The organism is Mycobacterium sp. MAC_080597_8934 (assembly GCF_000523975.1).
GTDB classification, from domain to species: domain Bacteria; phylum Actinomycetota; class Actinomycetes; order Mycobacteriales; family Mycobacteriaceae; genus Mycobacterium; species Mycobacterium avium.
Map to the genome: position 1 here is coordinate 350056 of NZ_JAOS01000001.1, position 23279 is coordinate 373334.

General features: G+C 69.1%; 22 protein-coding genes and 2 pseudogenes. 14 read left to right on the top strand and 10 right to left on the bottom strand.

Annotation, left to right across the window (positions count from 1 at the left end):
• Nucleotides 1-51 precede the first annotated feature (51 nt).
• A complete protein-coding gene (locus tag NF20_RS01750; RefSeq protein WP_033713087.1) occupies nt 52-942 on the top strand; it encodes a phosphoribosylaminoimidazolesuccinocarboxamide synthase in 891 nt (296 codons plus the stop codon).
• Entirely contained in the window at nt 939-3101 is a 2163-nt protein-coding gene (locus tag NF20_RS01755; protein WP_033713088.1) for a S9 family peptidase, read from the top strand. The genes NF20_RS01750 and NF20_RS01755 overlap by 4 nt, the downstream gene beginning before the upstream one ends.
• Here the strand turns inward: NF20_RS01755 and NF20_RS01760 are convergent.
• The gene (locus NF20_RS01760) at nt 3030-3476 is read right to left on the bottom strand and encodes a DoxX family protein (RefSeq protein ID WP_033713089.1); all 447 of its coding nucleotides are present in this window, start codon (nt 3474-3476) and stop codon (nt 3030-3032) included. The genes NF20_RS01755 and NF20_RS01760 overlap by 72 nt on opposite strands.
• Nucleotides 3477-3572: 96 nt before the next feature.
• Here NF20_RS01760 and NF20_RS01765 point away from each other — a divergent pair, with 96 nt between their 5' ends.
• Nucleotides 3573-4136, top strand: coding sequence for a TetR/AcrR family transcriptional regulator (locus NF20_RS01765; protein ID WP_033713091.1), 564 nt, complete (start codon nt 3573-3575; stop codon nt 4134-4136).
• Between the two features lie 5 nt (nt 4137-4141).
• Here the strand turns inward: NF20_RS01765 and NF20_RS01770 are convergent, their stop codons facing one another.
• Complete coding sequence (locus NF20_RS01770; protein WP_003875780.1) at nt 4142-5755, bottom strand: DHA2 family efflux MFS transporter permease subunit; 1614 nt, start codon at nt 5753-5755, stop codon at nt 4142-4144.
• 119 nt (nt 5756-5874) lie between these two features.
• The gene (locus NF20_RS01775) at nt 5875-7491 is read right to left on the bottom strand and encodes a DHA2 family efflux MFS transporter permease subunit (RefSeq protein ID WP_224112913.1); all 1617 of its coding nucleotides are present in this window, start codon (nt 7489-7491) and stop codon (nt 5875-5877) included.
• Nucleotides 7492-7618: 127 nt separating this feature from the next.
• Here NF20_RS01775 and NF20_RS01780 point away from each other — a divergent pair, with 127 nt between their 5' ends.
• The gene (locus tag NF20_RS01780; RefSeq protein ID WP_003875782.1) at nt 7619-8323 is read left to right on the top strand and encodes a DUF2334 domain-containing protein; all 705 of its coding nucleotides are present in this window, start codon (nt 7619-7621) and stop codon (nt 8321-8323) included.
• A gap of 45 nt (nt 8324-8368) precedes the next feature.
• The gene (locus tag NF20_RS01785) at nt 8369-10036 is read left to right on the top strand and encodes an FAD-binding dehydrogenase (RefSeq protein WP_023866564.1); all 1668 of its coding nucleotides are present in this window, start codon (nt 8369-8371) and stop codon (nt 10034-10036) included.
• An 11-nt stretch (nt 10037-10047) separates the two neighbouring features.
• Here the strand turns inward: NF20_RS01785 and NF20_RS01790 are convergent, their stop codons facing one another.
• The gene (locus NF20_RS01790; RefSeq protein WP_009974914.1) at nt 10048-10686 is read right to left on the bottom strand and encodes an MBL fold metallo-hydrolase; all 639 of its coding nucleotides are present in this window, start codon (nt 10684-10686) and stop codon (nt 10048-10050) included.
• On the opposite strand from NF20_RS01790, the gene NF20_RS01795 reads away from it, so the two are divergent.
• The 3 genes from NF20_RS01795 (at nt 10663) to purQ (ending at nt 12370) form a co-directional block, all read left to right on the top strand.
• On the top strand, nt 10663-11397 hold the full coding sequence (locus tag NF20_RS01795) for an ATPase (protein WP_179299262.1): 735 nt from the start codon (nt 10663-10665) through the stop codon (nt 11395-11397). The two genes, NF20_RS01790 and NF20_RS01795, sit on opposite strands and share 24 nt — an antisense overlap.
• Before the next feature lie 62 nt (nt 11398-11459).
• A complete protein-coding gene (purS, locus tag NF20_RS01800) occupies nt 11460-11699 on the top strand; it encodes a phosphoribosylformylglycinamidine synthase subunit PurS (RefSeq protein WP_003875786.1) in 240 nt (79 codons plus the stop codon).
• Nucleotides 11696-12370 (top strand): phosphoribosylformylglycinamidine synthase subunit PurQ, encoded by a 675-nt coding sequence (gene purQ, locus NF20_RS01805; protein WP_003875787.1) that lies wholly within the window; start codon nt 11696-11698, stop codon nt 12368-12370. Before purS ends, purQ begins: the two co-directional genes overlap by 4 nt.
• 11 nt (nt 12371-12381) lie before the next feature.
• Here the strand turns inward: purQ and NF20_RS01810 are convergent, their stop codons facing one another.
• The 5 genes and pseudogenes from NF20_RS01810 to NF20_RS01830 all read right to left on the bottom strand — a co-directional run bounded on the left by NF20_RS01810 (nt 12382) and on the right by NF20_RS01830 (nt 16154).
• On the bottom strand, nt 12382-12843 hold the full coding sequence (locus tag NF20_RS01810; RefSeq protein WP_033713109.1) for a hypothetical protein: 462 nt from the start codon (nt 12841-12843) through the stop codon (nt 12382-12384).
• An 84-nt stretch (nt 12844-12927) separates the two neighbouring features.
• Nucleotides 12928-13749 carry a GntR family transcriptional regulator gene (locus NF20_RS01815; protein ID WP_019733271.1) on the bottom strand — a complete coding sequence of 274 codons (822 nt, stop codon included), beginning with the start codon at nt 13747-13749 and terminating at the stop codon, nt 12928-12930.
• A 121-nt stretch (nt 13750-13870) separates the two neighbouring features.
• The gene (locus tag NF20_RS01820; RefSeq protein WP_009974919.1) at nt 13871-14338 is read right to left on the bottom strand and encodes a cupin domain-containing protein; all 468 of its coding nucleotides are present in this window, start codon (nt 14336-14338) and stop codon (nt 13871-13873) included.
• 6 nt (nt 14339-14344) lie between these two features.
• A complete protein-coding gene (locus tag NF20_RS01825; RefSeq protein WP_019733270.1) occupies nt 14345-15142 on the bottom strand; it encodes a family 1 encapsulin nanocompartment shell protein in 798 nt (265 codons plus the stop codon).
• Nucleotides 15139-16154, bottom strand: a pseudogene (locus NF20_RS01830) (Dyp-type peroxidase). Before NF20_RS01830 ends, NF20_RS01825 begins: the two are co-directional and overlap by 4 nt.
• 37 nt (nt 16155-16191) lie before the next feature.
• On the opposite strand from NF20_RS01830, the gene NF20_RS01835 reads away from it, so the two are divergent.
• Nucleotides 16192-17499 carry a M18 family aminopeptidase gene (locus tag NF20_RS01835; RefSeq protein ID WP_033713110.1) on the top strand — a complete coding sequence of 436 codons (1308 nt, stop codon included), beginning with the start codon at nt 16192-16194 and terminating at the stop codon, nt 17497-17499.
• Nucleotides 17500-17518: 19 nt separating this feature from the next.
• Nucleotides 17519-17866, top strand: a complete 348-nt coding sequence (locus tag NF20_RS01840) for a VOC family protein (protein ID WP_019733919.1) — start codon at nt 17519-17521, stop codon at nt 17864-17866.
• On the opposite strand, the gene NF20_RS01845 is transcribed toward NF20_RS01840, so the two are convergent.
• On the bottom strand, nt 17867-18088 hold the full coding sequence (locus NF20_RS01845; RefSeq protein ID WP_003875794.1) for a hypothetical protein: 222 nt from the start codon (nt 18086-18088) through the stop codon (nt 17867-17869).
• Between the two features lie 128 nt (nt 18089-18216).
• On the opposite strand from NF20_RS01845, the gene purL reads away from it, so the two are divergent.
• The 4 genes and pseudogenes from purL to purF all read left to right on the top strand — a co-directional run bounded on the left by purL (nt 18217) and on the right by purF (nt 23246).
• Nucleotides 18217-20514 carry a phosphoribosylformylglycinamidine synthase subunit PurL gene (gene purL / locus NF20_RS01850; RefSeq protein ID WP_033717192.1) on the top strand — a complete coding sequence of 766 codons (2298 nt, stop codon included), beginning with the start codon at nt 18217-18219 and terminating at the stop codon, nt 20512-20514.
• A 19-nt stretch (nt 20515-20533) separates the two neighbouring features.
• A pseudogene (locus NF20_RS27540) lies at nt 20534-21180 on the top strand (lysostaphin resistance A-like protein).
• Nucleotides 21181-21192: 12 nt separating this feature from the next.
• A complete protein-coding gene (locus NF20_RS01860; protein WP_023861906.1) occupies nt 21193-21582 on the top strand; it encodes a sterol carrier family protein in 390 nt (129 codons plus the stop codon).
• A 137-nt stretch (nt 21583-21719) separates the two neighbouring features.
• Complete coding sequence (gene purF, locus NF20_RS01865; protein WP_003875798.1) at nt 21720-23246, top strand: amidophosphoribosyltransferase; 1527 nt, start codon at nt 21720-21722, stop codon at nt 23244-23246.
• Nucleotides 23247-23279: the final 33 nt, after the last annotated feature.

Here is a 23279-nt window from a genome sequence, read left to right on the forward strand (position 1 = left end):
GCCTCGATCCCAGCACACGGCCGGCGTCCCGGTGCCCGATAGGCTGACCGGATGCCTGCACTGTCGGACTACCAGCATCTGGCCAGCGGCAAGGTCCGTGAGCTGTATCGCGTCGACGACGAGCACCTGCTGTTGGTCGCCACCGACCGGATCTCGGCGTACGACTTCGTGCTGGACAGCACCATCCCGGACAAGGGCCGCATCCTGACGGCGATGAGCGTCTTTTTCTTCGGCCTCGTCGATGCCCCCAACCACCTGGCCGGACCGCCCGACGACCCGCGCATTCCCGACGAGGTGTTGGGCCGCGCGCTGGTGGTGCGCCAGCTCGAGATGCTCCCGGTGGAATGCGTGGCGCGCGGCTACCTGACAGGCTCGGGGCTACTGGACTACCAGGCGACCGGCAAGGTCTGCGGCATCGCGTTGCCGCCCGGACTGGTCGAGGCGAGCAAGTTCGCCGAGCCGCTGTTCACCCCGGCGACCAAGGCCGCCCTGGGCGACCACGACGAGAACATCTCCTTTGCCCGGGTGATCGAGATGGTCGGCGGGGTGCGGGCCAACCAGCTGCGCGACCGCACGTTGCAGATCTACGTCCAGGCCGCCGACCACGCGCTACGGAAGGGAATCATCATCGCGGACACCAAGTTCGAGTTCGGCGCCGACCCGGATGGCAATCTTCTGCTGGCCGACGAGATCTTCACCCCGGACTCCTCGCGGTACTGGCCGGCCGACGAATACCGGGTCGGCGTGCCGCAGACCAGCTTCGACAAACAGTTCGTCCGCAACTGGCTCACCAGCCCCGAATCCGGCTGGGACCGGCACGGCACCGAACCGCCCCCACCGCTGCCCGACCACATCATCGAGGCCACCCGCAACCGCTATATCGAAGCCTACGAACGCATTTCCGGGCTGCGTTTCGACGACTGGATCGGTCCGCGCGCGTGACCGAGACCCACCTGGCCACCTCCGTGCCGCCCGTCGCCAAGCGGGTGGACACCCGCCGCGAGCATCACGGCGACGTCTTCGTTGACCCCTACGAGTGGTTGCGGGAGAAGACCGACCCCGACGTCATCGCCCACCTCGAGGCGGAGAACGACTACGCGGACCGGATGACCGCCCACCTGGCGCCGCTGCGCCAGCAGATCTTCGACGAGATCAAGGCGCGCACCAAAGAGACCGACCTGTCCGTGCCGACCCGGCAGGGCCGGTGGTGGTACTACGCCCGCACCTATGAAGGCAAGCAGTATCGCGTCCAATGCCGTTGTCCCGTAGCCGATCCCGATGACTGGAATCCGCCGAACCTGGACGAGGACACCGAGATCCCGGGCGAGCAGATCATGCTCGATTCGAACGTCGAAGCCGAGGGTCACGAGTTCTTCGCGCTCGGCGCCGCCACCGTCAGCCTGGACGGGAACCTGCTGGCGTATTCCGTCGACACCGTCGGCGACGAACGTTATACGTTGCGGTTCAAGGACTTACGGACCGGTGAACTGTATCCGGACGAGATCGCCGACATAGCGGCGGGAGCCACCTGGGCCGCCGACAACCGCACCGTGTACTACCTCACCCTGGATGCGGCACACCGTCCCGACAAGGTGTGGCGGTACCAAGCGGGCTCCGGCGAGGCGCCCGAACTGGTGTATCACGAAGCTGACGAGAAGTTCTGGCTCGGCGTGGGTCTCACCCGGAGCGAGGCCTACGTCATGATCGCCTCGGGCTCCTCGATCACCTCCGAATTCCGCTACGCCGACGCCGCCGACCCGCACGCGCAGTTCACCGTGGTGCTGCCGCGCCGCGACGGTGTCGAGTACTCGGTCGAGCATGCGGTGGTCGGCGGGCAGGACCGGTTTTTGATCCTGCACAACGACGGCGCGGTGAACTTCACCCTCACCGAGGCCCCGGTCAGCGATCCGACCCGGCAGCGCACCCTGATCCCGCACCGCGACGACGTCCGGCTCGACGCGGTGGACGCCTTCGAAGGCCACCTTGTCATCAGCTACCGGCGTGCCGCGCTGCCGCGGCTGCAGCTGTGGCGCATCGACGCCGACGGCACATACGCGCGGCCCGAGGAGATTTCGTTCGACTCCGAGCTGATGTCGGCCGGGCTGGCCGGCAACCCGAACTGGTCGGCGCCCCGGCTGCGGATCAGGGCCGGCTCGTTGGTCATCCCGGCGCGGGTCTACGACATCGACTTCGTCACCGGGGAGCGGAGCCTGCTGCGCGAGCAACCCGTGCTGGGGGATTACCGGCCCGCCGACTACGTCGAACGGCGCGACTGGGCCGTCGCCGACGACGGCACCCGCGTGCCGGTGTCCATCGTGCACCGTGCCGACATTGAATTCCCCGCTCCCGCACTGATTTACGGCTACGGCGCCTACGAGATCTGCATCGATCCGAGCTTCTCCATCGCCCGGCTGTCGCTGCTGGACCGCGGCATGGTGTTCGCGATCGCACACGTGCGCGGTGGCGGCGAGATGGGCCGGCTGTGGTACGAGCACGGCAAGCTTCTGGAGAAGAAGAACACCTTCACCGACTTCGTCTCGGCGGCAAGGCATTTGGTGGAATCGAATGTCACCCGGCCGGATCGGCTGGTGGCGCTGGGCGGCAGTGCCGGCGGCTTGCTGGTGGGGGCGGTGGCCAACCTGGCTCCGGAGCTGTTCGCCGGGATACTCGCGCAGGTGCCGTTCGTCGATCCGCTGACCACCATCCTGGATCCGTCGCTGCCGCTGACCGTCACCGAGTGGGACGAATGGGGAAACCCACTGGCGGACAAGGACGTCTACTTCTACATGAAGTCGTACTCGCCGTATGAGAACGTCGAGGCCAGGCGGTATCCGGCGATCATGGCGATGACGTCGCTCAACGACACCAGGGTGTACTACGTGGAGCCGGCGAAATGGGTTGCCGCACTGCGGCATGCCAACCCGGCCGGCGGCCCGTTCCTGTTGAAGACCCAGATGAACGCCGGGCACGGCGGCGTCAGCGGCCGCTACAAGGCATGGGAGGAAACCGCCTACCAGTACGCGTGGCTGCTAGCGGCCGCCGAGGGCGACCGCTACGGCGGCGGCCAGAAAGACGATCTCCATCCCGATCCGCAGGGGTAGCCGGGTCGTCATCGATTTGGGCGGGTCGGGCATCCGCGAGGCGTGGATGTTGGCCGGGAACATGGCCAGCATCAACACCAGCAGGCAGCCGGCCGCGGCCGCCCGGGTTGCCGGCAGCAACAGGCCGAGCGCGCCCAGCAGCTCGAGCACCCCGGTGAGACTGACCAGCAGGCCGGGTGCGGGCAGCCGGGGCGGAACAATGGCGACCAGGTCCGCGCGCAGCGGCGGCGCGAAGTGCGCGATCCCGGTCAGCACGAACATCGCGGCCAGTCCGACGGCCAGCGCCGGGGCCCAACCGTCGACGTAGCCCACGCCCAGCCGGCCCGCCACCCACGCCACCAGGCTGCCCACCACCAGGGTGATCAACGGCGCCATCCCAACCTCCCGCAATCTAGACACTGACAAGATCTCAGACCACCGAAGCTACTCTCGGTATCTAGTCATTGTCAAGATACGCGGTATGCTGGCCGGATGACGCGCCACAGCTACCACCACGGTGACCTGCCGGCGGTGATCCTGGCCGAAGCCGCGCGGCTGGTGGCCGAGCGCGGCGCCGAGCGCGTCTCGCTGCGCGAGCTGGCCCGCTGCGCCGGCGTCTCGCACGCCGCGCCGGCGCATCACTTCACCGATCGGCGCGGGCTGTTCACGGCGCTGGCCACCCAGGGCTTTGAGCTGTTGACCCAGGCGCTGGCCGACGCGCGGGGTGATTTCGCCGATGCCGCCCTGGCGTATGTGCGGTTCGCCCTCGACCACCCCGGCCACTACCAGGTGATGTTCAACAGGTCGCTGCTCGATGCGTCCGACGGCGGCCTGGCCGCCGCCGAGGGGGCGGCCGGCGCGGAGCTTTCCCGCGGGGTGGCGACGTTGCGCGACCCGCACGCCCGGGCCGACCCGCGCGGCGCCGAACTGGCGGCGTGGTCGCTGGTGCACGGTTTCGCCACGCTGTGGCTCAACGACGCCGTCGACGCCGCGGTCCGGGCGGCCGATCCGATGGACACGGTCCGGCGGATCGCGACGATGCTGTTCGCCGGCTGACCGGGTCAGTCGCCGGCGGGCGGGCTCGGCGGCTTCCGGGGGAGGAAGGACGCCGGAATGATGGTGCAGGCCACCAGCACGACGGCCAGCACGAAGACGGCCGTGTAGGCGTGCGACAGGTGGTGCGACACGTGGCCGGCCAGCTCGGGGGTCATGGCCGGGCGCGGCACGGTCGACGGATCCACCGGCAGGCCCCGCTTGCCGGTGACCGGGTGCATCCCGGCCGCCTCGTTCGCCGCCATCAGGGCCGGGTTGCGGTTGAACTGGTTGGTCAGGATGACCGCCATGAGCGCGGCCCCGATCGACCCGCCGACCTGCTGGTTCACGCTGATCAGCGTGGTGCCGCGGGCGACTTGATGCGGCGCCAGCGCCTGCATCAGCGCCGCCGACAGCGGCGTGGTGGTCAGGCCGATGCCCAGGCCCATGATCGCGAGCCCGCACACCAGGACCGGGGAATACGCGGCCTGCCTGGCCACGCCGTAGGTGAACACCGCCAGACCCACGGCCATCAGCGGCAGACCGGTCAGCACGATCTTGCCGGGCCCGTGTTTGTCCATGACGGCCCCGCCGAGCGGCATGGTCAACACGGCGCCGACACCGATCGGCAGCATGTGCAGGCCCGACTGCATCGGCGTCTCATGGCCGACGATTTGGAAGTAGCTCGGGACCAGCAACCCGACGCCCACCGAGGCGGCCGCGAACACCAGCAGCGTCACATTGACCTGCGTCACCACCGGGTTCCGGAACAGCCGCAGGTCGATCAGGGGGTGCTCGGTGCGATACCAGGCGTGCAGGATGAACGCCGCGATCAAGACCAGGCCGACCAGCGCCGGCACCAGCACATAGCGGTCGGCCACCGTGTGCCGTCCCGGAATGGAACACACCCCGCACAAAAAGATCGCCACGCCCGGTGACAGCAGCAGCGCGCCGGTGATGTCGAGCGCCTCCGAGGGGGCCGAGCGGTCCTTGGGGAACAAGAGCGCCGCCAGCGCGAAGGCGGTCAGCCCGATCGGCAGGTTAATCAGGAAGATCCACTTCCAGCCGTAGGCCCCGATCAGCCAGCCGCCCAGGATGGGGCCCCCGATCGGGCCGAGCAGGATGGGGATTCCGCCGACCGCCATCAGCCGGCCGACCCGCTTGGGTCCGGCCTCCCGCGTCAGGATGACGAAGCTGAGCGGCAACAACATGCCGCCGCCGACGCCTTGCACCACGCGAAACAGGATGAGCAGCAATATGTTTGGCGCCACCGCGCACAGCAGCGAGCCCAGCGTGAAAATCAGCACCGAGCCCATGAACAGGCGTTTGGTGCCGAACCGGTCGGCCGCCCAGCCGGTGATCGGGATGACCGTGGCGAAGGCCAGCATGTAGCCGGCGATCGTCCACGAGACGATGGCCTGGTTGGCGCCGAACTGTGCGATGAACGTTCGTTGGGCGACGGCCACGACGGTGCTGTCCAGCACGGCCATGATGCAGGCCAGCCCGCAGACCCCGGCGATCCGGAACAGCGCGGCATCGAGCTTGTCGGGGTACTCGTCGTCGCGCAGGGACGGTCCCGAGGCGGTGGCCAACGGGACGCTGAAAGCTGCAGAACGGGTCTTCTCCATGGCGCCGCTGAGCATATCCGCAGGGTTGCCCCGGCTGAGGCGTTTTACCCCTATTCGCTTATTCGCACGCGTGTAATTCGTTTTCTGTGGTTAAGCGATAAACGCGCTGGTGCTGATCCGGCGGCGCGGTTATGTCATTTGCCGGCGGTTTCGGTGGCGGGCTTTTTCGGCAGAAACGACGCCGGAATGATGGTGCAAACCACCAGCACAACGGCAATCACGAATACCGCGGTATAGGCGTGCGAAAGGTCGTGCAACACATTGCCCCAAAAACCGGGAGCAAGCGATTGCCGGGGTATTGCGGATTGGTCGATCGGCGTCCCGCCGGCGGCCGCCTTCTGGTGCAGGGCGGCCAGCTTGTTGGCGGCGACGATGTTGGGGCTGCGGTTGAACTGGTTGGTCAGGATCATCGACATCAGCGCGGTGCCCATCGAGCCACCCACTTGATGGCTGACGCTCATCAGCGTCGTCCCGCGCGCGATTTGGTGCGGGGCCAGCGCCTGCACCGAGGCGACGGACAGCGGCATCATGGTGCAGCCCATGCCCAGGCCGGTGATCGCCAGCCCGGCCAGCAGCGTCGGCAGGTAAGGGGCCTGCCTGGCGACCCCGAAGGCGAAGGCGCCCAGGCCGGCGGTGATCAGCGCGATGCCGACCAGCACCACCTTGCCCGGCCCCTGCCTGTCCACCAGCGGTCCGGTCAACCGCATGGTCAGCATGGCGCCGAGTCCCTGGGGAATCATGTGCACGCCGGCCTGCATCGGCGTTTGGTGCAGCACCTGCTGGAAATAGCTCGGCAGCAGCAGCCCGGCGCCGAAGAAGGCGGTGGCGAAGACCAGCATCGTCACGTTGGCGTGGGTGAGCACCGGATTGCGGAACAGCCGCAGGTCGATCAGCGGATGATCGGCGCGATGCCAGGCGTGCCCGACGAACCCGGCGATCAGCGTCAGCCCCATCGCCGCCGGTATCAGCACATGCCGGTCCGCGACGGTGCCGCGGCCGGGGATGGAGGACACCGCGAACAGGAACGTGGCCAGGCCCGGCGAGAGCAGCAGCACGCCCACGGCGTCGAAGGTCTCCGAGCGGGCCGGGTGATCGCGGGGGAACACGACGGCGGCCAGGGCGACGGTGAGCAGCCCGATCGGCACGTTGATCAAGAAGATCCACCGCCAGCTCGAGGTGTCGATCAGCCATCCGCCCAGGATCGGGCCGCCGATCGGGGCGAGCAGCATCGGGATGCTCAGGATCGACATCAGCCGCCCGAGCCGCCGCGGCCCCGCTTCCCGGGTCAAGATCATGAAACCCAACGGCAGCAACATGCCGCCGCCGATGCCCTGAACCACCCGAAAGACGATGAGCTGCAAGATGTTTGCCGCTAGCGCGCACAGCAGCGAGCCCAGCATGAAGGCCAGCACCGAGCCGATGAACAGTCGTTTGGTGCCGAACCGGTCCGCCGCCCACCCGGTGATCGGGATGACGGTGGCCAGGGCGAGCGTGTAGCCGGTCATCGTCCAGGCCACCACGGCCTGCGAGGAGGAGAACTGGTCGATGAAGGTGCGCTGGGCGACGCTGACGACCGTGACATCCAGGATCGCCATCACGGTGGCCAAGATGCACACACTGGAGATCCGCAGCAGCGCGGCGTCCAGCTTGTCGGGGTATTCCCGTTCGGTGGCGCCCGGCTGCCCGGTCGGGGCATGCGGCGGCGTTTTGGCCGCTGCGTACGGGGCCTCATCCATGGCGTTGCTTAGCATATCGAACAGACCGGATTCGCCGGCCCCGGCGGCCGCCAATTCAGTTATCGCGCTGGGTGAGCGCATATACGCCTGCTGTCTGCGTGTCCTTCACCATTCCGACACCTGAGATCGTCAAACTGCTGGTGTGTCTGGAAAATTGATCGTCTCCGTCTCGGGCATCGGCGAACGCACCCTGCCCGACGTGGAGGCGTTCTGCGCACAAATGGACGCGCGCAACGTGCCGGTGTCATTGCTGGTGGCTCCCCGGCTGTCCGGCGACTACCGGCTCGACCACGACCCGCGAACCGTCGAATGGCTGACCGGCCGCCGGGCCGGTGGGGACGCCATCGTGCTGCACGGCTACGACGACGCTGCCACCAAGAAGCGGCGCGGCGAGTTCGCGATTCTGCGTGCGCACGAGGCCAACCTGAGGCTGATGGCCGCCGACCGGGTGCTCGAACATCTCGGGCTGCGCACCCGGCTGTTCGCCGCGCCCGGCTGGGTGGTGTCACCCGGGGTCGTCAAGGCGTTGCCGGGCAACGGATTTCGCTTGCTGGCCGACCTGCACGGGATCACCGACCTGGTCCGGCACAGCACCGTGCGCGCCCGGGTCCTCGGCATCGGCGAGGGCTTCCTCAGCGAGCCGTGGTGGTGCCGGATGGTGGTGCTGTCCGCCGAGCGGATCGCCCGCCGCCACGGCGTGGTGCGGGTGGCGGTCGCGGCTCGCCATCTCCGCAAACCCGGCCCGTTGCAGGCCATGCTGGACGCCGTCGACCTGGCCCTGATGCACAACTGCGAACCGACGGTGTATCGCTGGCGCTCCGACCGGGCCGCCCTGGACGCTGCCTGACCAAGCGAGTCGCGCGCGGCGGCCGGGGCACTACCCTGGTCCGACATGAGCGATTCATCGGTGGCGGGTTTCGGCGCGGATGCCATTGTGGTCGGGGCCGGATTGGCGGGCCTGGTCGCCGCCTGCGAACTGGTGGACCGCGGCCTGCGGGTGCTCGTCCTGGACCAGGAGAACAGCGCCAACCTGGGCGGGCAGGCCTTCTGGTCGTTCGGCGGCCTGTTCTTCGTCGACAGCCCCGAGCAGCGCCGGCTGGGCATCCGCGACAGCCATGAACTCGCGCTGCAGGATTGGCTGGGCACCGCGGCGTTCGACCGCCCCGAGGACTTCTGGCCGCGCCAATGGGCGCACGCCTATGTCGATTTCGCCGCGGGCGAGAAACGCAGTTGGTTGCGTGCCCGGGGGTTGAAGCTTTTCCCGTTGGTCGGCTGGGCCGAGCGCGGCGGCTATGGCGCACAGGGACACGGCAATTCGGTCCCCCGCTTCCACATCACCTGGGGTACCGGCCCGGCGCTGGTCGAGATCTTCGCCCGCCGATTGCGGGATCGCTCGACCGTGCGTTTCGCGCACCGCCATCGGGTCGACGAACTGATCGTCGAGGGCGGCGCGGTGACCGGCGTCCGGGGCAGCGTGCTGGAGCCCTCCGCCGCGCCGCGCGGTGTCGCGTCGTCACGAAACACCATAGCGCAGTTCGAGTTTCGCGCCGACGCGGTGATCGTGACCAGTGGCGGCATCGGCGGCAATCACGAGTTGGTGCGCAAGAATTGGCCGAAGCGGATGGGCCGCGTCCCCGAACAATTGCTCAGCGGTGTGCCGGCACATGTCGACGGCCGGATGATCGAGATCACCCAGCGGGCCGGTGCGCGGGTGATCAACCCGGACCGGATGTGGCACTACACCGAGGGCATCACCAACTACGAGCCGATCTGGCCGCGGCACGGCATCCGCATCATCCCGGGCCCGTCCTCGCTGTGGCTGGACGCCAACGGCAAGCGGCTGCCGGTTCCGCTCTACCCGGGGTTCGACACCCTCGGCACGTTGGAGTACATCACCAAATCGGGCTTCGACTACACCTGGTTCGTGTTGAACGCCAAGATCATCGAGAAGGAATTCGCGCTTTCCGGCCAGGAGCAGAACCCCGACCTGACCGGGCAGAGCGTGCGTGAACTGCTGCGCAACCGGGCGCGCTCCGGGCCGCCCGGACCGGTGCAGGCGTTCGTCGACCGGGGGGTGGACTTCGTCAGCGCGAATTCGTTGCGCGAGTTGGTGACCGCGATGAACAAGCTGCCCGACGTGGCGCCGCTGGACTACGCCACGGTGGAGGCCGAGGTCACCGCCCGCGACCGCGAGGTGGCCAACAGGTTCAGCAAGGACGGCCAGATCACCGCGATCCGCGCCGCCCGCGGTTATCTGGGCGACCGGCTGGGCCGGGTGGTGGCGCCACACCGGCTGACCGACCCGAAGGCCGGACCGCTGATCGCGGTCAAACTACATATCCTGACGCGAAAGACGTTGGGCGGCATCGAAACCGACCTCGCCTCGCGGGTGCTGGGCGCCGACGGCACCCCGCTCACCGGACTGTACGCGGCCGGCGAGGCGGCCGGATTCGGCGGCGGCGGGGTGCACGGCTATCGCGCGTTGGAAGGCACCTTCCTCGGCGGGTGCATCTTCTCCGGCCGCGCTGCCGGTCGCGGCGTCGCCGACGACATCACCTAAGAGGCCGAGCGCTAGAAGGTGACGGCGTCCTCTTCGGGCAGCACCTGGAAGTCGGTGCTGGTCATCTCCGAGAGCCGGCCGTAGTAGATGCCGCGCGCGTCCGGGGCGATGATGCCCTGGTGGATGGGGACGGCGCGGGCGGGCGCCACGGCGCGCAGGTAGTCCACCGCCTCGGACACCTTCATCCACGGGGCCGCGGCCGGGGTGGCCAGCACGTCCACCGGCTCGTCGGGCACGAACAGCGCGTCGCCGGGATGCATCAACCGGGCGCGATGGCCGCCGTCGCCCACCAGAAACGAAATGTTCTCTATCACAGGGATTTCCGGGTGGATCACCGCATGTTTACCGCCGACCGCGCGAACCGTCAGCTCGCCGATCTGCAGCTCGTCGCCGACGTGCACCGCCCGGCAGGGTGCGCCCAGTTGGGCGGTGGTCTGTGGGTCGGCGTACAGCGCGGCATCCGGGTTACCCTCGAGCAATGCCGGCAGCCGGGTGGCGTCGATGTGGTCGGGGTGCTGATGGGTGATCAAGATAGCGGTGAGGCCGGTGATGCCCTCGAAACCGTGTGCGAAGGTACCGGGGTCAAAGAGCACTCGGGTGTGGTCGAACTCGGCAAGTAGGCACGAATGGCCGAAATGCGTCAGTTGCATATCTACGATTGTGCCTTGATGGACAAGCTGCCGATGCGCGTCTTCCTGGCCACCATGGTGGTCGCCGGCAGCTTCGCGGTTGCTCTGATCGTCGTCATTCCTGCGTACGGCGAGCCCGAGACTTGCCCGGCGATATGCGACCGGATCCCCAACACCGCGTGGATCGATCAGCATGCGGTGCCGCTGGATGCGGTGTACCACTGGCCCGCGCTCGCCGGTCAGGCGGCGCACACCACCGGCGCGGCGCCCGGCCCGCGTTTCCGGTTCGAGGAGCTGTGCGGCGCGCCGGCCCTGCCGCAGGACCCGCGCGACTCGGCGGTGGTGGCGCGTTCGACGGTTGCCCATCCCGACGGGCAGTGGCAGCTGCAGGCGCAGGTGCTGCACTGGCGCGGCGACACCGCCCACGGCGGCGCCGTCGCGGCCACGGTGTTCGGCAACGCCGTCGCCGCGCTGCGCGGCTGCCAGCAGCGCGCGCCGCAGGAATCGCCGTCGCTGACCAGCGACGAGCCGACCCGGATGGCCGCCGTGATCAGCGGCCCGGTGGTGATGCACACCTATCTGCTGGCGCACCCGGCCAGCAGCACGATCAGCGAGCTGACGCTGTGGTCGTCGGCGCCGCCGCAGACGCCGTGGCCGGCGATGGCGGACGACCCGGTGCTGGGCGCCATGAACGCGTCGTTGTGCGAGGCCTACATCGCCTCGTGCCCGTGATCCCGAGCTGCGCTTTCGCCGGTAGAGTTGGCGCGGAAAACGCCAACACAGGAGGAGCGCCGGTGGCCCGGGTGATCGTGAGTGTGATGCCCAAAGCGGAGATCTTGGACCCGCAGGGTCAGGCGATTGTCGGCGCACTGGGCCGGCTCGGGCATTCCGGGATCTCAGATGTGCGGCAGGGCAAGCGATTTGAGCTCGAGGTCGATGACAGCGTCGACGATGCGGCGCTCGCCGAGATCGCCGAAACGCTGTTGGCCAACACCGTGATCGAGGACTGGACGATCAGCCGGGAGACGCAGTGACCGCACGCATCGGGATCATCACCTTCCCCGGGACGCTCGACGACGTGGACGCCGCGCGGGCGGCGCGACGGGTCGGTGCGCAGCCGGTCAGCCTGTGGCATGCCGACGCCGACCTCAAGGGCGTCGACGCGGTGGTGGTTCCCGGCGGCTTCTCCTACGGCGACTACCTGCGGGCCGGGGCGATCGCCCGGTTCGCCCCGGTGATGACCGAAGTCGTCGACGCCGCCCGCCGCGGAATGCCGGTGTTGGGAATTTGCAACGGTTTTCAGGTGCTCTGCGAGGCCGGGCTGCTGCCCGGCGCGTTGACCCGCAACGTGGGTCTGCACTTCATCTGCCGCGACGTGTGGCTGCGGGTGGCCTCGACGTCGACGGCGTGGACGTCGAGGTTCGAACCCGACGCGGATCTGCTGGTGCCGCTGAAATCCGGTGAGGGCCGCTACGTCGCCCCCGCCGACGTGCTCGACGAACTCGAGGGCGAGGGACGGGTGGTGTTCCGCTACCACGAGAACCTCAACGGTTCCCAGCGCGACATCGCCGGCGTCAGCTCCGCCGACGGCCGCGTGGTGGGGCTGATGCCGCATCCCGAACATGCCATCGAGGCGCTGACCGGGCCTTCCGACGACGGCCTGGGCCTGTTCTATTCGGTGCTGGACGGCGTGCTCGCCGGCTGAGCGCCGGGACGTCAGCCCGCGTCGCGCAGCAACGGTGCGTGCGCCGACGGTGCGGCGGGGTTCAACTCCTCGAAGAGTTGGGTCGCGTCCGCGATCGTCTCGTCGAGAAAAGCGGCGAAATCGGTGAAGCCGACGCCGTTTCGGATCCATTGCGACTTGCGCGCCGTGACGCCGATCCGCTGCGGATCCGACGAACCGTGCACGATCGCGGTGACGCGCCGGCCCAGACGGTTCCACCGGTCGGAAAAGTAGGTCAGCCACGGGCGGTCGGACGCGGGGAAGTAGCACCCCGGACTGACCCGGATGATCAACACGTCGTCGTGCGCGGGCGAAATCTCGAAGTGGACATGCAGCCGCCGCGGAGCGGCGGTCACGAAGAAGTATTCGCCGTCGTGGTGGCCGCGAAAATACCGCCGGCCGCGCGTGCGCAAGTAGCGCTCCACCAGGTTCGCGCAGCTCTGCTCGTTCGTCATGACGAACATGCTGCCGCCGGCGAATTTGCGGACGCTGGGAGCCAACCGGTGCGCCACCGAAGAATCTGTTGAGAATTCGCTGAGTCAGCGGCTCCGCTCCACGATCCCGGCGCCCGGTCCGGGCACCGTGCGCGGCAGCGTGACCGAAAACCGGTACCGCTCCGGGCGATAGTGGAACTCCACCACCTCAAGGGGCGTGTCGTCATGGCCGTAACTGGTGCGTTCGAGCACCAGCACCGGCGACCCCAACGGCAGATTCAGGGCGCCGGCCACTTCCACGGAGGCGCCGGCGGCGTGGATCTCGTAGCTGGCTCGGGCGATCGGGGTGTCGAGTCGCCGCTCCCACATGGTGTAGGTGCTTTCCATCGCCCGCCCGGTCTGCGTGTCGGTCGCGCTCTTCAGCAACGGTTCGACGGCCTTGCCCAACCCCGGCGGCAGGTAGGCGATCATCAGGGCCAGCGGCTGCTCGCCGTCGCGGAAACGCCGGTGCACGCAAAGGACTTTGGTCAGGTGCAGCGTTTCGGCGATGCGTTGCGGGGCGTCCTCGACGCGATGCGACAGCACGTCGACGTTCGGGGTGATGCCCGAGGCGGCCAGCACCTCGGTGATGGTGCGCACGCCGGGCCCGAGTTCCTGCTTGACCGGGTTGGCCACGAAGGTGCCCAGGCCCTGGCGGCGCACCAGCCAGCCCTGGCGTTCGAGCAGCCCGACCGCCGCGCGCACGGTGACCCGGCTCACCCGGGTGCGATCGACCAGCTCTCGCTCGGTGGGCAGCCGCGCACCGCGAGGCAGCCGCTGTTTGACGATGGCCGCCTTGAGCGCTTCGGCGAGCTGGGTGCTGGCCGGCACGCTGCCCCGGGAGATCCGCAGGTCGGCGGCGTCGAGGTCGAGCTGGTCGGGGACCACGAGATGTATTAAAACGTCTCATTTGCTGGCCGTAAAGCGCGAGCACCGCAAGCACGACCGCCGTCGCCAACCGGGTAGGCGGAAAATATTGGCGTACAACGGGTTTCGGGTCGCCGTGGCGTCAGTCGGGATCGGTCAGCGGATACAGCGCGGGCAGGTTGACCACGATGGCCTCCTGGGTGCTGCGCGCGATTACCACCTCGGCGGTGGTGTGCGGGTCGGGGTTTTCCTCCCGGTGCGGCAGGTAAGGCGGGATGAAGACGTAGTCACCGGGCGCGGTGGCGATGCGGACTTCATGGACACCGTCGTGAAAGACGAACTCCGGGTTGCCGGTTCGCACATAGATCGCCGTCTCGGATTCGCCGTGGTGATGGTTGTCCGACGCCGATCCGGGGAACGCGTGCGTCTCACCCATCCACAGCTTTTCCGACCCGACCGAGTTGCCGGACAGCGCGGCGAAGCGCCGCAGGCCCTCCGACTGTGCGGTATCGGAGCTGAGCTGTGACGCCTTGACGTGATACACGCGGTTGCGCGCGACGTGCGGTGTCGCGTCGTCGAAGTCCGGGTGAAATCCGTCCGCGGTGGCCATTGGTTCTCACGAGGTGAGCGGGACGGCGGCCTCGGCGGTGTAGCACAAGAAGGTCAGCGTCTCCTGCAGGTACAGCTGCACGGTGTCCGCGTCGTGACTGGTGTAGCCGATCGACACGTCGGTCCCGAGTTGCAGGTCGAAGTCGCCGCCGCGGGTGGTCAGCACGAAAGCACCGTCGATGGCCGGCGCCCAGATGATGTCGCCGGGAACCAGCCGGTCGATGTGTTCGAGGATCGGATAGCCGTGTTCGGTGGTCTCGCTGACCTTGGTGTAGACGTCGGCGGACAGCAGCACCGAGTAGGGGCCGTCGACACCGGCCAGCCGGAGTTCGGAGATCGCCTGGGTGATCACGTCCGGAATCTCGCGGGGGTCTGGCGGCAGGGCCAGCGGCTTGTTCGAGCTGGCCGAACGGATGCCGTCGATCGACGCGGCCGCGTAGCCCTCGAAGATGGCCCGGTCTTCCACGAACGCCAACTTCTTGGCGGCCTCCTTGACCGGATCCCAGTCCGAGTCGTTGGCGCCGCGCTCGACGTTGTCGATCTCGTAACGCGACAAGGTGAACGGAACCCGCAGCCGGACAAGGGGTTTGCTGGCCCGCAGGTGGGCCACCACACCGTTGGTGGGTGCCTCGACGTCGATCAGTCGGCCGGTGCTGACCGCCGCGGCGGCCGGACCGCCGGGCTCGCTCACGTCGACCACCCGCCGGCCGGCGACATGGCGCTTGAAGGTCCGGCTGGCCTCCAATTCGATTTCACCCCAAGCGGCTTCGGTGACCGGTGCCAGATCGCGGTAGAGGTTGTTCATCGAGTTGTTCCTTTCAAGCTGCCGATCGACAGTGAGCCGTTCCGCGCCGGGGGTGCCGCCGGCATCGCAGGCGCGGGCAGGGGTGGCGGGTCGTCGAGGAAATCGACGCTGGGAGAGAAGAACAGTCCACCGGTGACCGCGGTGGAGAAATCGAGGATGCGATCGGTGTTGCCGGGCGGGTCGCCGAGGAACATGTTGCGCAGCATCTGTTCGGTGACTCGCGGGGTGCGCGAGTAGCCGATGAAATAGGTGCCGTATTCGCTCTTGCCGAGTTCGCCGAAGGGCATGTTGTGCCGGACGATTTTCAGCTCGGTGCCGTCGTCGTCGGTGATGACGTTGAGCGCGATGTGGGCGTCGGCGGGTTTGACGTCGTCGTCGAGTTCGATGTCATCGAGCTTGGTGCGCCCGATCACGTTCTCCTGCTCGGTGACCGACAGCGCGGTCCACGCCGACATGTCGTGCAGGTACTTCTGCACGTGGACGTAGCAGGAGCCGGCGAAGTCGGGGTCCTCGTCGCCGATCGCGGTGGAGCTGACGGCCAGTGCGCCGTCGGGGTTTTCGGTGCCGTCGACGAACCCGAGCAGGTCGCGGTTGTCGAAGTACCGGAAGCCGTGCACCTCGTCGACGACGGTGACGGCGCCGGCCATCGATTTAAGGATCCGGTCGGCCAGTTCGAAACAGACGTCCAGGCTTTCGGCCCGGATGTGGAACAACAGGTCCCCGGGTGTGGCGGGAGCGGTGTGCCGCGGCCGTGCAGCTCGACGAAGCGGTGCAGCTCGGCGGGGCGCGGCCCGGAGAACAAACGGTCCCAGACGTCCGAGCCGATCGAGGCGATCGCCGACAACCGCTTCTGCGGCTCGCGGAAACCGATCGCGCGCACCAGCCCCGAGATGTCCTGCAGCGCCTCGTGCACGGTCGCCTCGCCGCCGTCGTCGACGGTCAGCACGAGGAAGATCGCCGCCGGGGTGAGCGGCGCGAGGATGGGCTGTGGCTGGACGGGGGGCACGTGGATGACCCTAACGTGAACGCCGTGACGGCGGACAGCCATGATGTTCACCATGTCCGGCGGGCCTCGAAACCAGACGAAGTCCTCAGCGAGTGCGCAAGGGCTCTGCGAGTTCATCGACGCCTCTCCGTCGCCGTTTCACGTCTGCGCCACGGTGGCCGCTCGGCTGATCGCTGCCGGGTACACCGAACTGGACGAGGCTAAACACTGGCCATCGCAGCCCGGCCGCTACTTCACCGTGCGGGCCGGCTCCCTGGTGGCCTGGAATTCAACCGGCGCCGACGGCCCGTTCCGGATCGTCGGCGCGCACACCGACAGCCCGAACCTGCGGGTCAAGCAGCATCCCGACCGGACGGTCGCCGGGTGGCGGGTGGTGGCGCTGCAGCCCTATGGCGGCGCCTGGCTCAACTCGTGGCTGGACCGCGACCTGGGCATCAGCGGACGCCTGTCGGTGCGCGACGGTTCCGGGCTCAGCCACCGGCTGGTCCGCATCGACGAGCCGATCCTGCGGGTGCCGCAGCTGGCCATCCATTTGGCCGAGGACCGCAAGTCGGTGACGCTGGATCCGCAGCGGCACGTCAACGCGGTGTGGGGCGTCGGCGAGTCGGCGCGGTCGTTCGTCGACTACGTCGCGGCACGGGCCGCGGTGGCGCCGGGCGACGTGCTGGCCGCCGACCTGATGACCCACGACCTGACGCCCTCGACGCTGATCGGCGCCTCGGAGAACGGAACTGCCGACCTGCTCAGCGCGCCCCGGCTGGACAACCAGGCCAGCTGCTACGCGGGCCTGGAGGCGCTGCTGGCGACCGAGCCGAGCGGGCCGCTGCCCGTCCTGGTCCTCTTCGACCACGAGGAGGTCGGGTCGTCCTCGGACCACGGCGCGCACTCCGACTTGCTGAGCACCGTGCTGGAGCGAATTGTGTTGGCGGCCGGCGGTACTCGGGAGGACTACCTGTCCCGGCTGCCGGCCTCGCTGCTCGTCTCGGCGGACATGGCACACGCCACCCACCCCAACTACCCGGAGCGCCACGAGCCCGGCCACCCGATCGCCGTCAACGCCGGACCGGTGCTCAAGGTGCACCCGAACCTGCGCTACGCCACCGACAGCCGCACCGCCGCGGCCTTCGCGCTGGCCTGCCGGCAGGCCGGGGTGACGCTGCAGCGCTACGAGCACCGGGCCGACCTGCCGTGCGGGTCGACGATCGGCCCGCTGGCCGCGGCGCGCACCGGCATCCCGACGGTCGACGTGGGCGCGGCGCAGCTGGCGATGCACTCCGCGCGCGAGCTGATGGGCGCGCACGACGTCGCCGCGTACTCGGCCGCGATGCACGCGTTCCTTTCTCCCGGCTAGCGGCATAGGCTCGGCCGGTATGGGGCTCAACGTGGAGATGGTGACCTTCGACTGCCGGGACCCCGCGCGGCTGGCCGGCTGGTGGGCCGAGCAGTTCGGCGGCACGACGCACGACATCCTCGCCGGCGAGTTCACCGCGGTGAGCTTCCCCGAGGGGCTGCGGCTGGGGTTTCAGAAGGTGCCCGATCCCACGCCCGGGAAGAACCGCGTGCACCTCGATCTCGGTGTCGCCGATCTCGACACCGAGGTGTCGCGGCTGACGGCGGCTGGAGCGAACGAGGTCGGCCGGCACCAGTTCGGTGAGAGCTTTCGCTGGGTGGTGCTGGCCGACCCCGAGGGCAATGTGTTCTGCCTGGTGCGCCCGTAGCTAGAGGCGCTTGGCCAACAACTGCTCGGCCATCTGGGCGCCCTTGCGGCTGTCCGACTGCGCTTTACGGAACAGCTCGGCGACGTCGTTGTCCCCGTCGCGCTCGGCGTCCTGAATGTAGGTTTCCAGCCGCAAGGCGTTGTCGAGACACTTCTCGGTGAACCAAATGAGGTTGTAGTTCTTGTCTTTGGTGCCGGTGACATGTCCGGTTTCGACTGTCATTGTCTCCTCCGTTTTGCGTTCGTCCTCGGACACAGGGCGGCTACCCGCCCACCCTGCGGACAAACCTTCGCCGCGGGCTGGCCCCGGCAGCGGCGCCGGCAGGGCCGGTGCGCCATAGACTGGCGGGCGTGACTGTCTCCCCGACGAGTGCGCCCACCCAGGCGATCGACACCGTCGAGCGCGCCGCGACCACCCCCGACGAGCCGCAGCCATTCGGCGAGTTGGGCCTCAAAGACGACGAATACCAGCGCATCCGCGAAATCCTGGACCGCCGGCCCACCGACACCGAGCTGGCGATGTACTCGGTGATGTGGAGCGAGCACTGCTCCTACAAGTCGTCCAAAGTGCACCTGCGCTACTTCGGGGAGACCACCACCGACGAGATGCGCGCCGGCATGCTGGCCGGCATCGGCGAGAACGCCGGCGTCGTCGACATCGGCGACGGCTGGGCGGTCACCTTCAAGGTGGAATCGCACAACCACCCCTCCTACGTCGAGCCCTATCAGGGGGCGGCCACCGGCGTCGGCGGCATCGTGCGCGACATCATGGCGATGGGCGCGCGCCCGGTGGCAGTGATGGACCAGCTTCGGTTCGGCGCCGCCGATGCGCCGGACACCCGCCGCGTGCTCGACGGCGTGGTGCGCGGCATCGGCGGCTACGGCAACTCGCTGGGCCTGCCCAACATCGGCGGCGAGACCGTCTTCGACGCCTGCTACGCCGGCAACCCGCTGGTGAACGCCATGTGCGTCGGCGTGTTACGCCAGGAGGACCTGCACCTGGCCTTCGCCTCCGGCGCGGGCAACAAGATCATCCTGTTCGGCGCCCGCACCGGGCTGGACGGCATCGGCGGGGTATCGGTGCTGGCGTCGGACACCTTCGATGCGGAGAACTCGCGCAAGAAGCTGCCCTCGGTTCAGGTGGGCGACCCGTTCATGGAGAAGGTGCTCATCGAGTGCTGCCTGGAGCTCTACGCCGGTGGGCTGGTGGTCGGCATCCAAGACCTGGGCGGTGCCGGATTAGCTTGCGCCACTTCTGAATTGGCGTCCGCCGGGGACGGGGGGATGGAGGTCCGGCTGGAGGCCGTGCCGCTGCGCACCGCCGGCATGACGCCCGCGGAGGTGCTGTGCAGCGAATCCCAGGAGCGGATGTGCGCGGTGGTCACACCGGAGAACGTCGACGCCTTCCTGGCGGTGTGCCGCAAGTGGGACGTGCTGGCCACCGTCATCGGCGAGGTCACCGACGGCGACCGGCTGCGGATCACCTGGCACGGGCAGACGGTGGTCGACGTGCCGCCGCGCACCGTCGCCCACGAAGGCCCGGTGTACCAGCGACCGCTCGCCCGCCCCGACACCCAGGACGCCCTGAACGCCGACAGCTCGGCACGGCTGCCCCGCCCGGCCACCGGCGCCGAGCTGCGGGCCACTTTGCTTGCGCTGCTTGGCAGTCCGCACCTGTGCAGCCGCGCGTTCATCACCGAGCAGTACGACCGGTATGTGCGCGGCAACACCGTGCTGGCCGAACACGCCGACGGCGGCGTGCTGCGCGTCGACGAGACCACCGGCCGCGGCATCGCCGTGTCCACCGACGCCTCGGGCCGCTACACCATGCTCGACCCCTACGCCGGTGCGCAGCTCGCGCTCGCCGAGGCCTACCGCAACGTCGCCGTCACCGGCGCCACCCCGGTCGCGGTGACCAACTGCCTCAATTTCGGCTCGCCCGAAGACCCCGCGGTGATGTGGCAGTTCGCCCAGGCGGTACGCGGATTGGCGGATGGCTGTGTGGCCCTGGGGATTCCGGTGACCGGCGGCAACGTCAGCTTCTACAACCAAACCGGGTCGGCGGCGATCCTGCCCACCCCGGTGGTGGGAGTGCTCGGCGTCCTCGACGATGTGAGCCGACGGCTGCCCACCGCCCTGGGCGCCGAGCCCGGCGAAACCCTGATGCTGCTCGGCGAGACCCGCGACGAGTTCGACGGCTCGGTGTGGGCACAGGTGACCGCCGACCATCTGGGCGGCCTGCCGCCCAAGGTCGACCTGGCCCGCGAGAAGCTGCTCGCCGAGGTGCTGCGCGCGGCGTCGCGCGACGGCCTGGTGTCCGCGGCGCACGACCTGTCCGAGGGCGGCCTGGCCCAGGCCGTCGTCGAGGCCGCCCTGGCGGGCGAAACCGGTTGTCGCATCGTGCTTCCCGAGGACGCCGACCCGTTCGTGACGTTGTTCTCCGAGTCGGCGGGCCGGGTGCTGGTGGCGGTGCCGCGCACCGAGGAGAGCCGGTTCCGTTCCATGTGCGAGGCGCGGGGACTGCCGGCGGTGCGCATCGGCGTCGTCGACCAGGCCTCCGACGAGGTCGAGGTGCAGGGGCTGTTCACGGTTCCGTTGGCCGAATTGCGGCAGACCTCCGAGTCGGTGCTGCCCCGGCTGTTCGGATGAACACCCGCCGCCAAACCTGATGCGGCCCAGCCTTTTTCGTCGAACCGCCGCGCTGTCGTTGGCCGGCGCCCTGGTCGGCTGGAGCTTCGCCGGCCCGCGGCTGCCGGCCGGGCTCGCATGGTGCTGCAGGCCGGGATGGGTGCCGCGCTGGTGGCGCTGACGCGGCGCCGCTGGGCCTGCACCCGCCGCGGCTGTGGCCGGGTTGCGGTGCGGGCGGCGGTCGCCGGCTGTGCGGCGGGCGCGGTCGCCGCGACCACTCTGGTGCCCGCGGTGCGCGAGTCGATGGCCGGGCGCGAGCCGCCGGCCCCGGCGCCGGACTGGCTGCTGCTGCGCATACCGGTGGGCACCGTCTGGTCGGAAGAGGCCGCCTTTCGCGCGGCGCTGACCGCCGCCGGCTCCGCCGCGTTCGGCAGACGCGGCGCAATGTTGTTGCAGGCCATAGCCTTTGGGCTCTCACACATCGCCGACGCCCGTGCCATCGGCGAGCCGGTGGCCGGCACCGTGTTGGTCACTGCCGTCGGGGGCTGGTTCTTCGGCTGGCTCACCGACCGTTGCGGCAGCCTCGCCGCCCCCATGCTGGCGCACCTGGCCGTCAACGAGGCCGGGGCGATCGCGGTGCTCGCGGTGCGGCATCGTTCCGGGCGAAACGCGGCCCCACGAATCTGAGACCCTGGGTCTATGGCGCCCCGCGACAAGCCCGACCCGGCCAAGACCCGGCATGCGGTACTGGCCGTCGCGCAGTGGCTGCGGGACGAGTCCGCTCCCGAGCCCGCCCGCGACGAGGTGGCGACGGCCGTTCGGCTCACCGCCCGCACCCTGGCCGCGGCGGCGCCCGGCCGCAGCGTGGAGCTGCGCATCCCGCCGTTCGCCGCGGTGCAGTGCATCCCCGGGCCCGCCCACACCCGCGGCACGCCGCCCAACGTGGTGGAAACCGAACCGCGGACCTGGCTGCTGCTGGTCACCGGCAAGCTGGCGTTCGCCGACGCCAGGCGCACCGGTGCGCTGCGCCTTTCCGGCTCCCGCGCCGGTGAGATCGAACACTGCCTGCCCCTGTTCGACGTGGGCTGAACATAACCCTGAAGTGCAGGTTTACCCCGGCGGGCCGGGATTTCGCCGGTCAACACGCCCGGCGGATTCGGCGGCGCGGCCGCGCTGCCCGTAGACTCCGTTACGTCACCAACCGTTCCCCGGGGAGCCGCCCAATCGTGACCGTCGCCGAACCCGAGCAGGACTTCAACGCACCCCGCGAGGAATGCGGTGTATTCGGGGTCTGGGCCCCGGGCGAGGAAGTCGCCAAACTCACCTACTACGGCCTCTACGCGCTGCAGCATCGCGGGCAGGAGGCCGCCGGCATCGCCGTCGCCGACGGATCCCAAGTGCTGGTGTTCAAGGACCTGGGCCTGGTCAGCCAGGTGTTCGACGAGCAGACGCTGGCCGCGATGCAGGGCCACGTCGCCATCGGGCACTGCCGCTACTCCACCACCGGCGACACCACCTGGGAGAACGCGCAGCCGGTGTTCCGCAATACTGCGGCCGGCACCGGAGTTGCCTTGGGGCACAACGGAAATCTGGTCAACACCGCCGAGCTGGCCGCGCGGGCCCGCGACGCCGGGCTGATCGCCAAGCGCGCGCCGGCCCCGGCGACCACCGACTCCGACATCCTGGGCGCGCTGCTGGCGCACGGCGCCGCCGACTCCACCCTGGAGCAGGCCGCGCTGGACCTGCTGCCCACGGTGCGCGGCGCCTTCTGTCTGACCTTCATGGACGAGAACACGCTCTATGCGTGCCGCGATCCGCATGGGGTGCGGCCACTTTCGCTGGGACGGCTGGACCGCGGCTGGGTGGTGGCCTCCGAGACCGCCGCGCTCGACATCGTCGGCGCCTCGTTCGTGCGCGACATCGAACCGGGCGAACTGCTGGCGATCGACGCCGACGGAGTGCGCTCCACCCGGTTCGCCAATCCCACCCCGAAGGGCTGCGTCTTCGAGTACGTCTATTTGGCGCGACCGGACAGCACCATCGCCGGCCGGTCCGTGCACGCCACCCGGGTCGAGATCGGCCGGCGGCTGGCCCGGGAACGCCCCGTCGAGGCCGACCTGGTGATCGGGGTGCCCGAGTCGGGCACCCCCGCCGCCGTCGGCTACGCCCAGGAATCCGGCATCCCCTACGGACAGGGGCTGATGAAGAACGCCTACGTGGGGCGCACCTTCATCCAGCCGTCGCAGACCATCCGTCAACTCGGTATCCGGCTCAAGCTCAACCCACTTCGCGAGGTGATCCGCGGCAAACGGCTCATCGTCGTCGACGACTCCATCGTGCGCGGCAACACCCAGCGGGCGCTGCTGCGGATGCTGCGCGAGGCCGGCGCCGTCGAGGTGCACGTGCGCATCGCCTCGCCGCCGGTCAAATGGCCCTGCTTCTACGGCATCGACTTCCCGTCGCCGGCCGAACTGATCGCCAACGCGGTCGAGGACAAACACGAGATGCTCGAGGCGGTGCGGCACGCCATCGGCGCCGACTCGCTGGGCTACATCTCGCTGCGTGGCCTGATCGCAGCCTCCGAGCAGCCGGCGTCGCGGCTGTGCACCGCCTGCTTCGACGGCCAGTACCCGATCGAACTGCCCGGCGAGACGGCGTTGGGCAAGAACGTCATCGAGCACATGCTCGCCAACGCGGCCCGGGGCGCCGGGCTCGACGACCTGGCGGCCGACGAAGTGCCCGTCGTCCACTGAGCGGCTCGTTCGCCGACGTTTGATACCGGCGGT

Excerpts from the sequence above, each read along its gene's own strand:
- NF20_RS01750 (WP_033713087.1), top strand. The coding sequence starts at position 52 with ATGCCTGCACTGTCGGACTACCAGCATCTGGCCAGCGGCAAGGTCCGT.
- NF20_RS01760 (WP_033713089.1), bottom strand. The coding sequence starts at position 3,476 with ATGGCGCCGTTGATCACCCTGGTGGTGGGCAGCCTGGTGGCGTGGGTG.
- NF20_RS01765 (WP_033713091.1), top strand. The coding sequence starts at position 3,573 with ATGACGCGCCACAGCTACCACCACGGTGACCTGCCGGCGGTGATCCTG.
- NF20_RS01770 (WP_003875780.1), bottom strand. The coding sequence starts at position 5,755 with ATGCTCAGCGGCGCCATGGAGAAGACCCGTTCTGCAGCTTTCAGCGTC.
- NF20_RS01775 (WP_224112913.1), bottom strand. The coding sequence starts at position 7,491 with ATGCTAAGCAACGCCATGGATGAGGCCCCGTACGCAGCGGCCAAAACG.
- NF20_RS01785 (WP_023866564.1), top strand. The coding sequence starts at position 8,369 with ATGAGCGATTCATCGGTGGCGGGTTTCGGCGCGGATGCCATTGTGGTC.
- NF20_RS01795 (WP_179299262.1), top strand. The coding sequence starts at position 10,663 with ATGGCCGAAATGCGTCAGTTGCATATCTACGATTGTGCCTTGATGGAC.
- NF20_RS01790 (WP_009974914.1), bottom strand. The coding sequence starts at position 10,686 with ATGCAACTGACGCATTTCGGCCATTCGTGCCTACTTGCCGAGTTCGAC.
- NF20_RS01810 (WP_033713109.1), bottom strand. The coding sequence starts at position 12,843 with ATGACGAACGAGCAGAGCTGCGCGAACCTGGTGGAGCGCTACTTGCGC.
- NF20_RS01820 (WP_009974919.1), bottom strand. The coding sequence starts at position 14,338 with ATGGCCACCGCGGACGGATTTCACCCGGACTTCGACGACGCGACACCG.
- NF20_RS01825 (WP_019733270.1), bottom strand. The coding sequence starts at position 15,142 with ATGAACAACCTCTACCGCGATCTGGCACCGGTCACCGAAGCCGCTTGG.
- NF20_RS01835 (WP_033713110.1), top strand. The coding sequence starts at position 16,192 with ATGTTCACCATGTCCGGCGGGCCTCGAAACCAGACGAAGTCCTCAGCG.
- NF20_RS01840 (WP_019733919.1), top strand. The coding sequence starts at position 17,519 with ATGGGGCTCAACGTGGAGATGGTGACCTTCGACTGCCGGGACCCCGCG.
- NF20_RS01845 (WP_003875794.1), bottom strand. The coding sequence starts at position 18,088 with ATGACAGTCGAAACCGGACATGTCACCGGCACCAAAGACAAGAACTAC.
- NF20_RS01860 (WP_023861906.1), top strand. The coding sequence starts at position 21,193 with ATGGCGCCCCGCGACAAGCCCGACCCGGCCAAGACCCGGCATGCGGTA.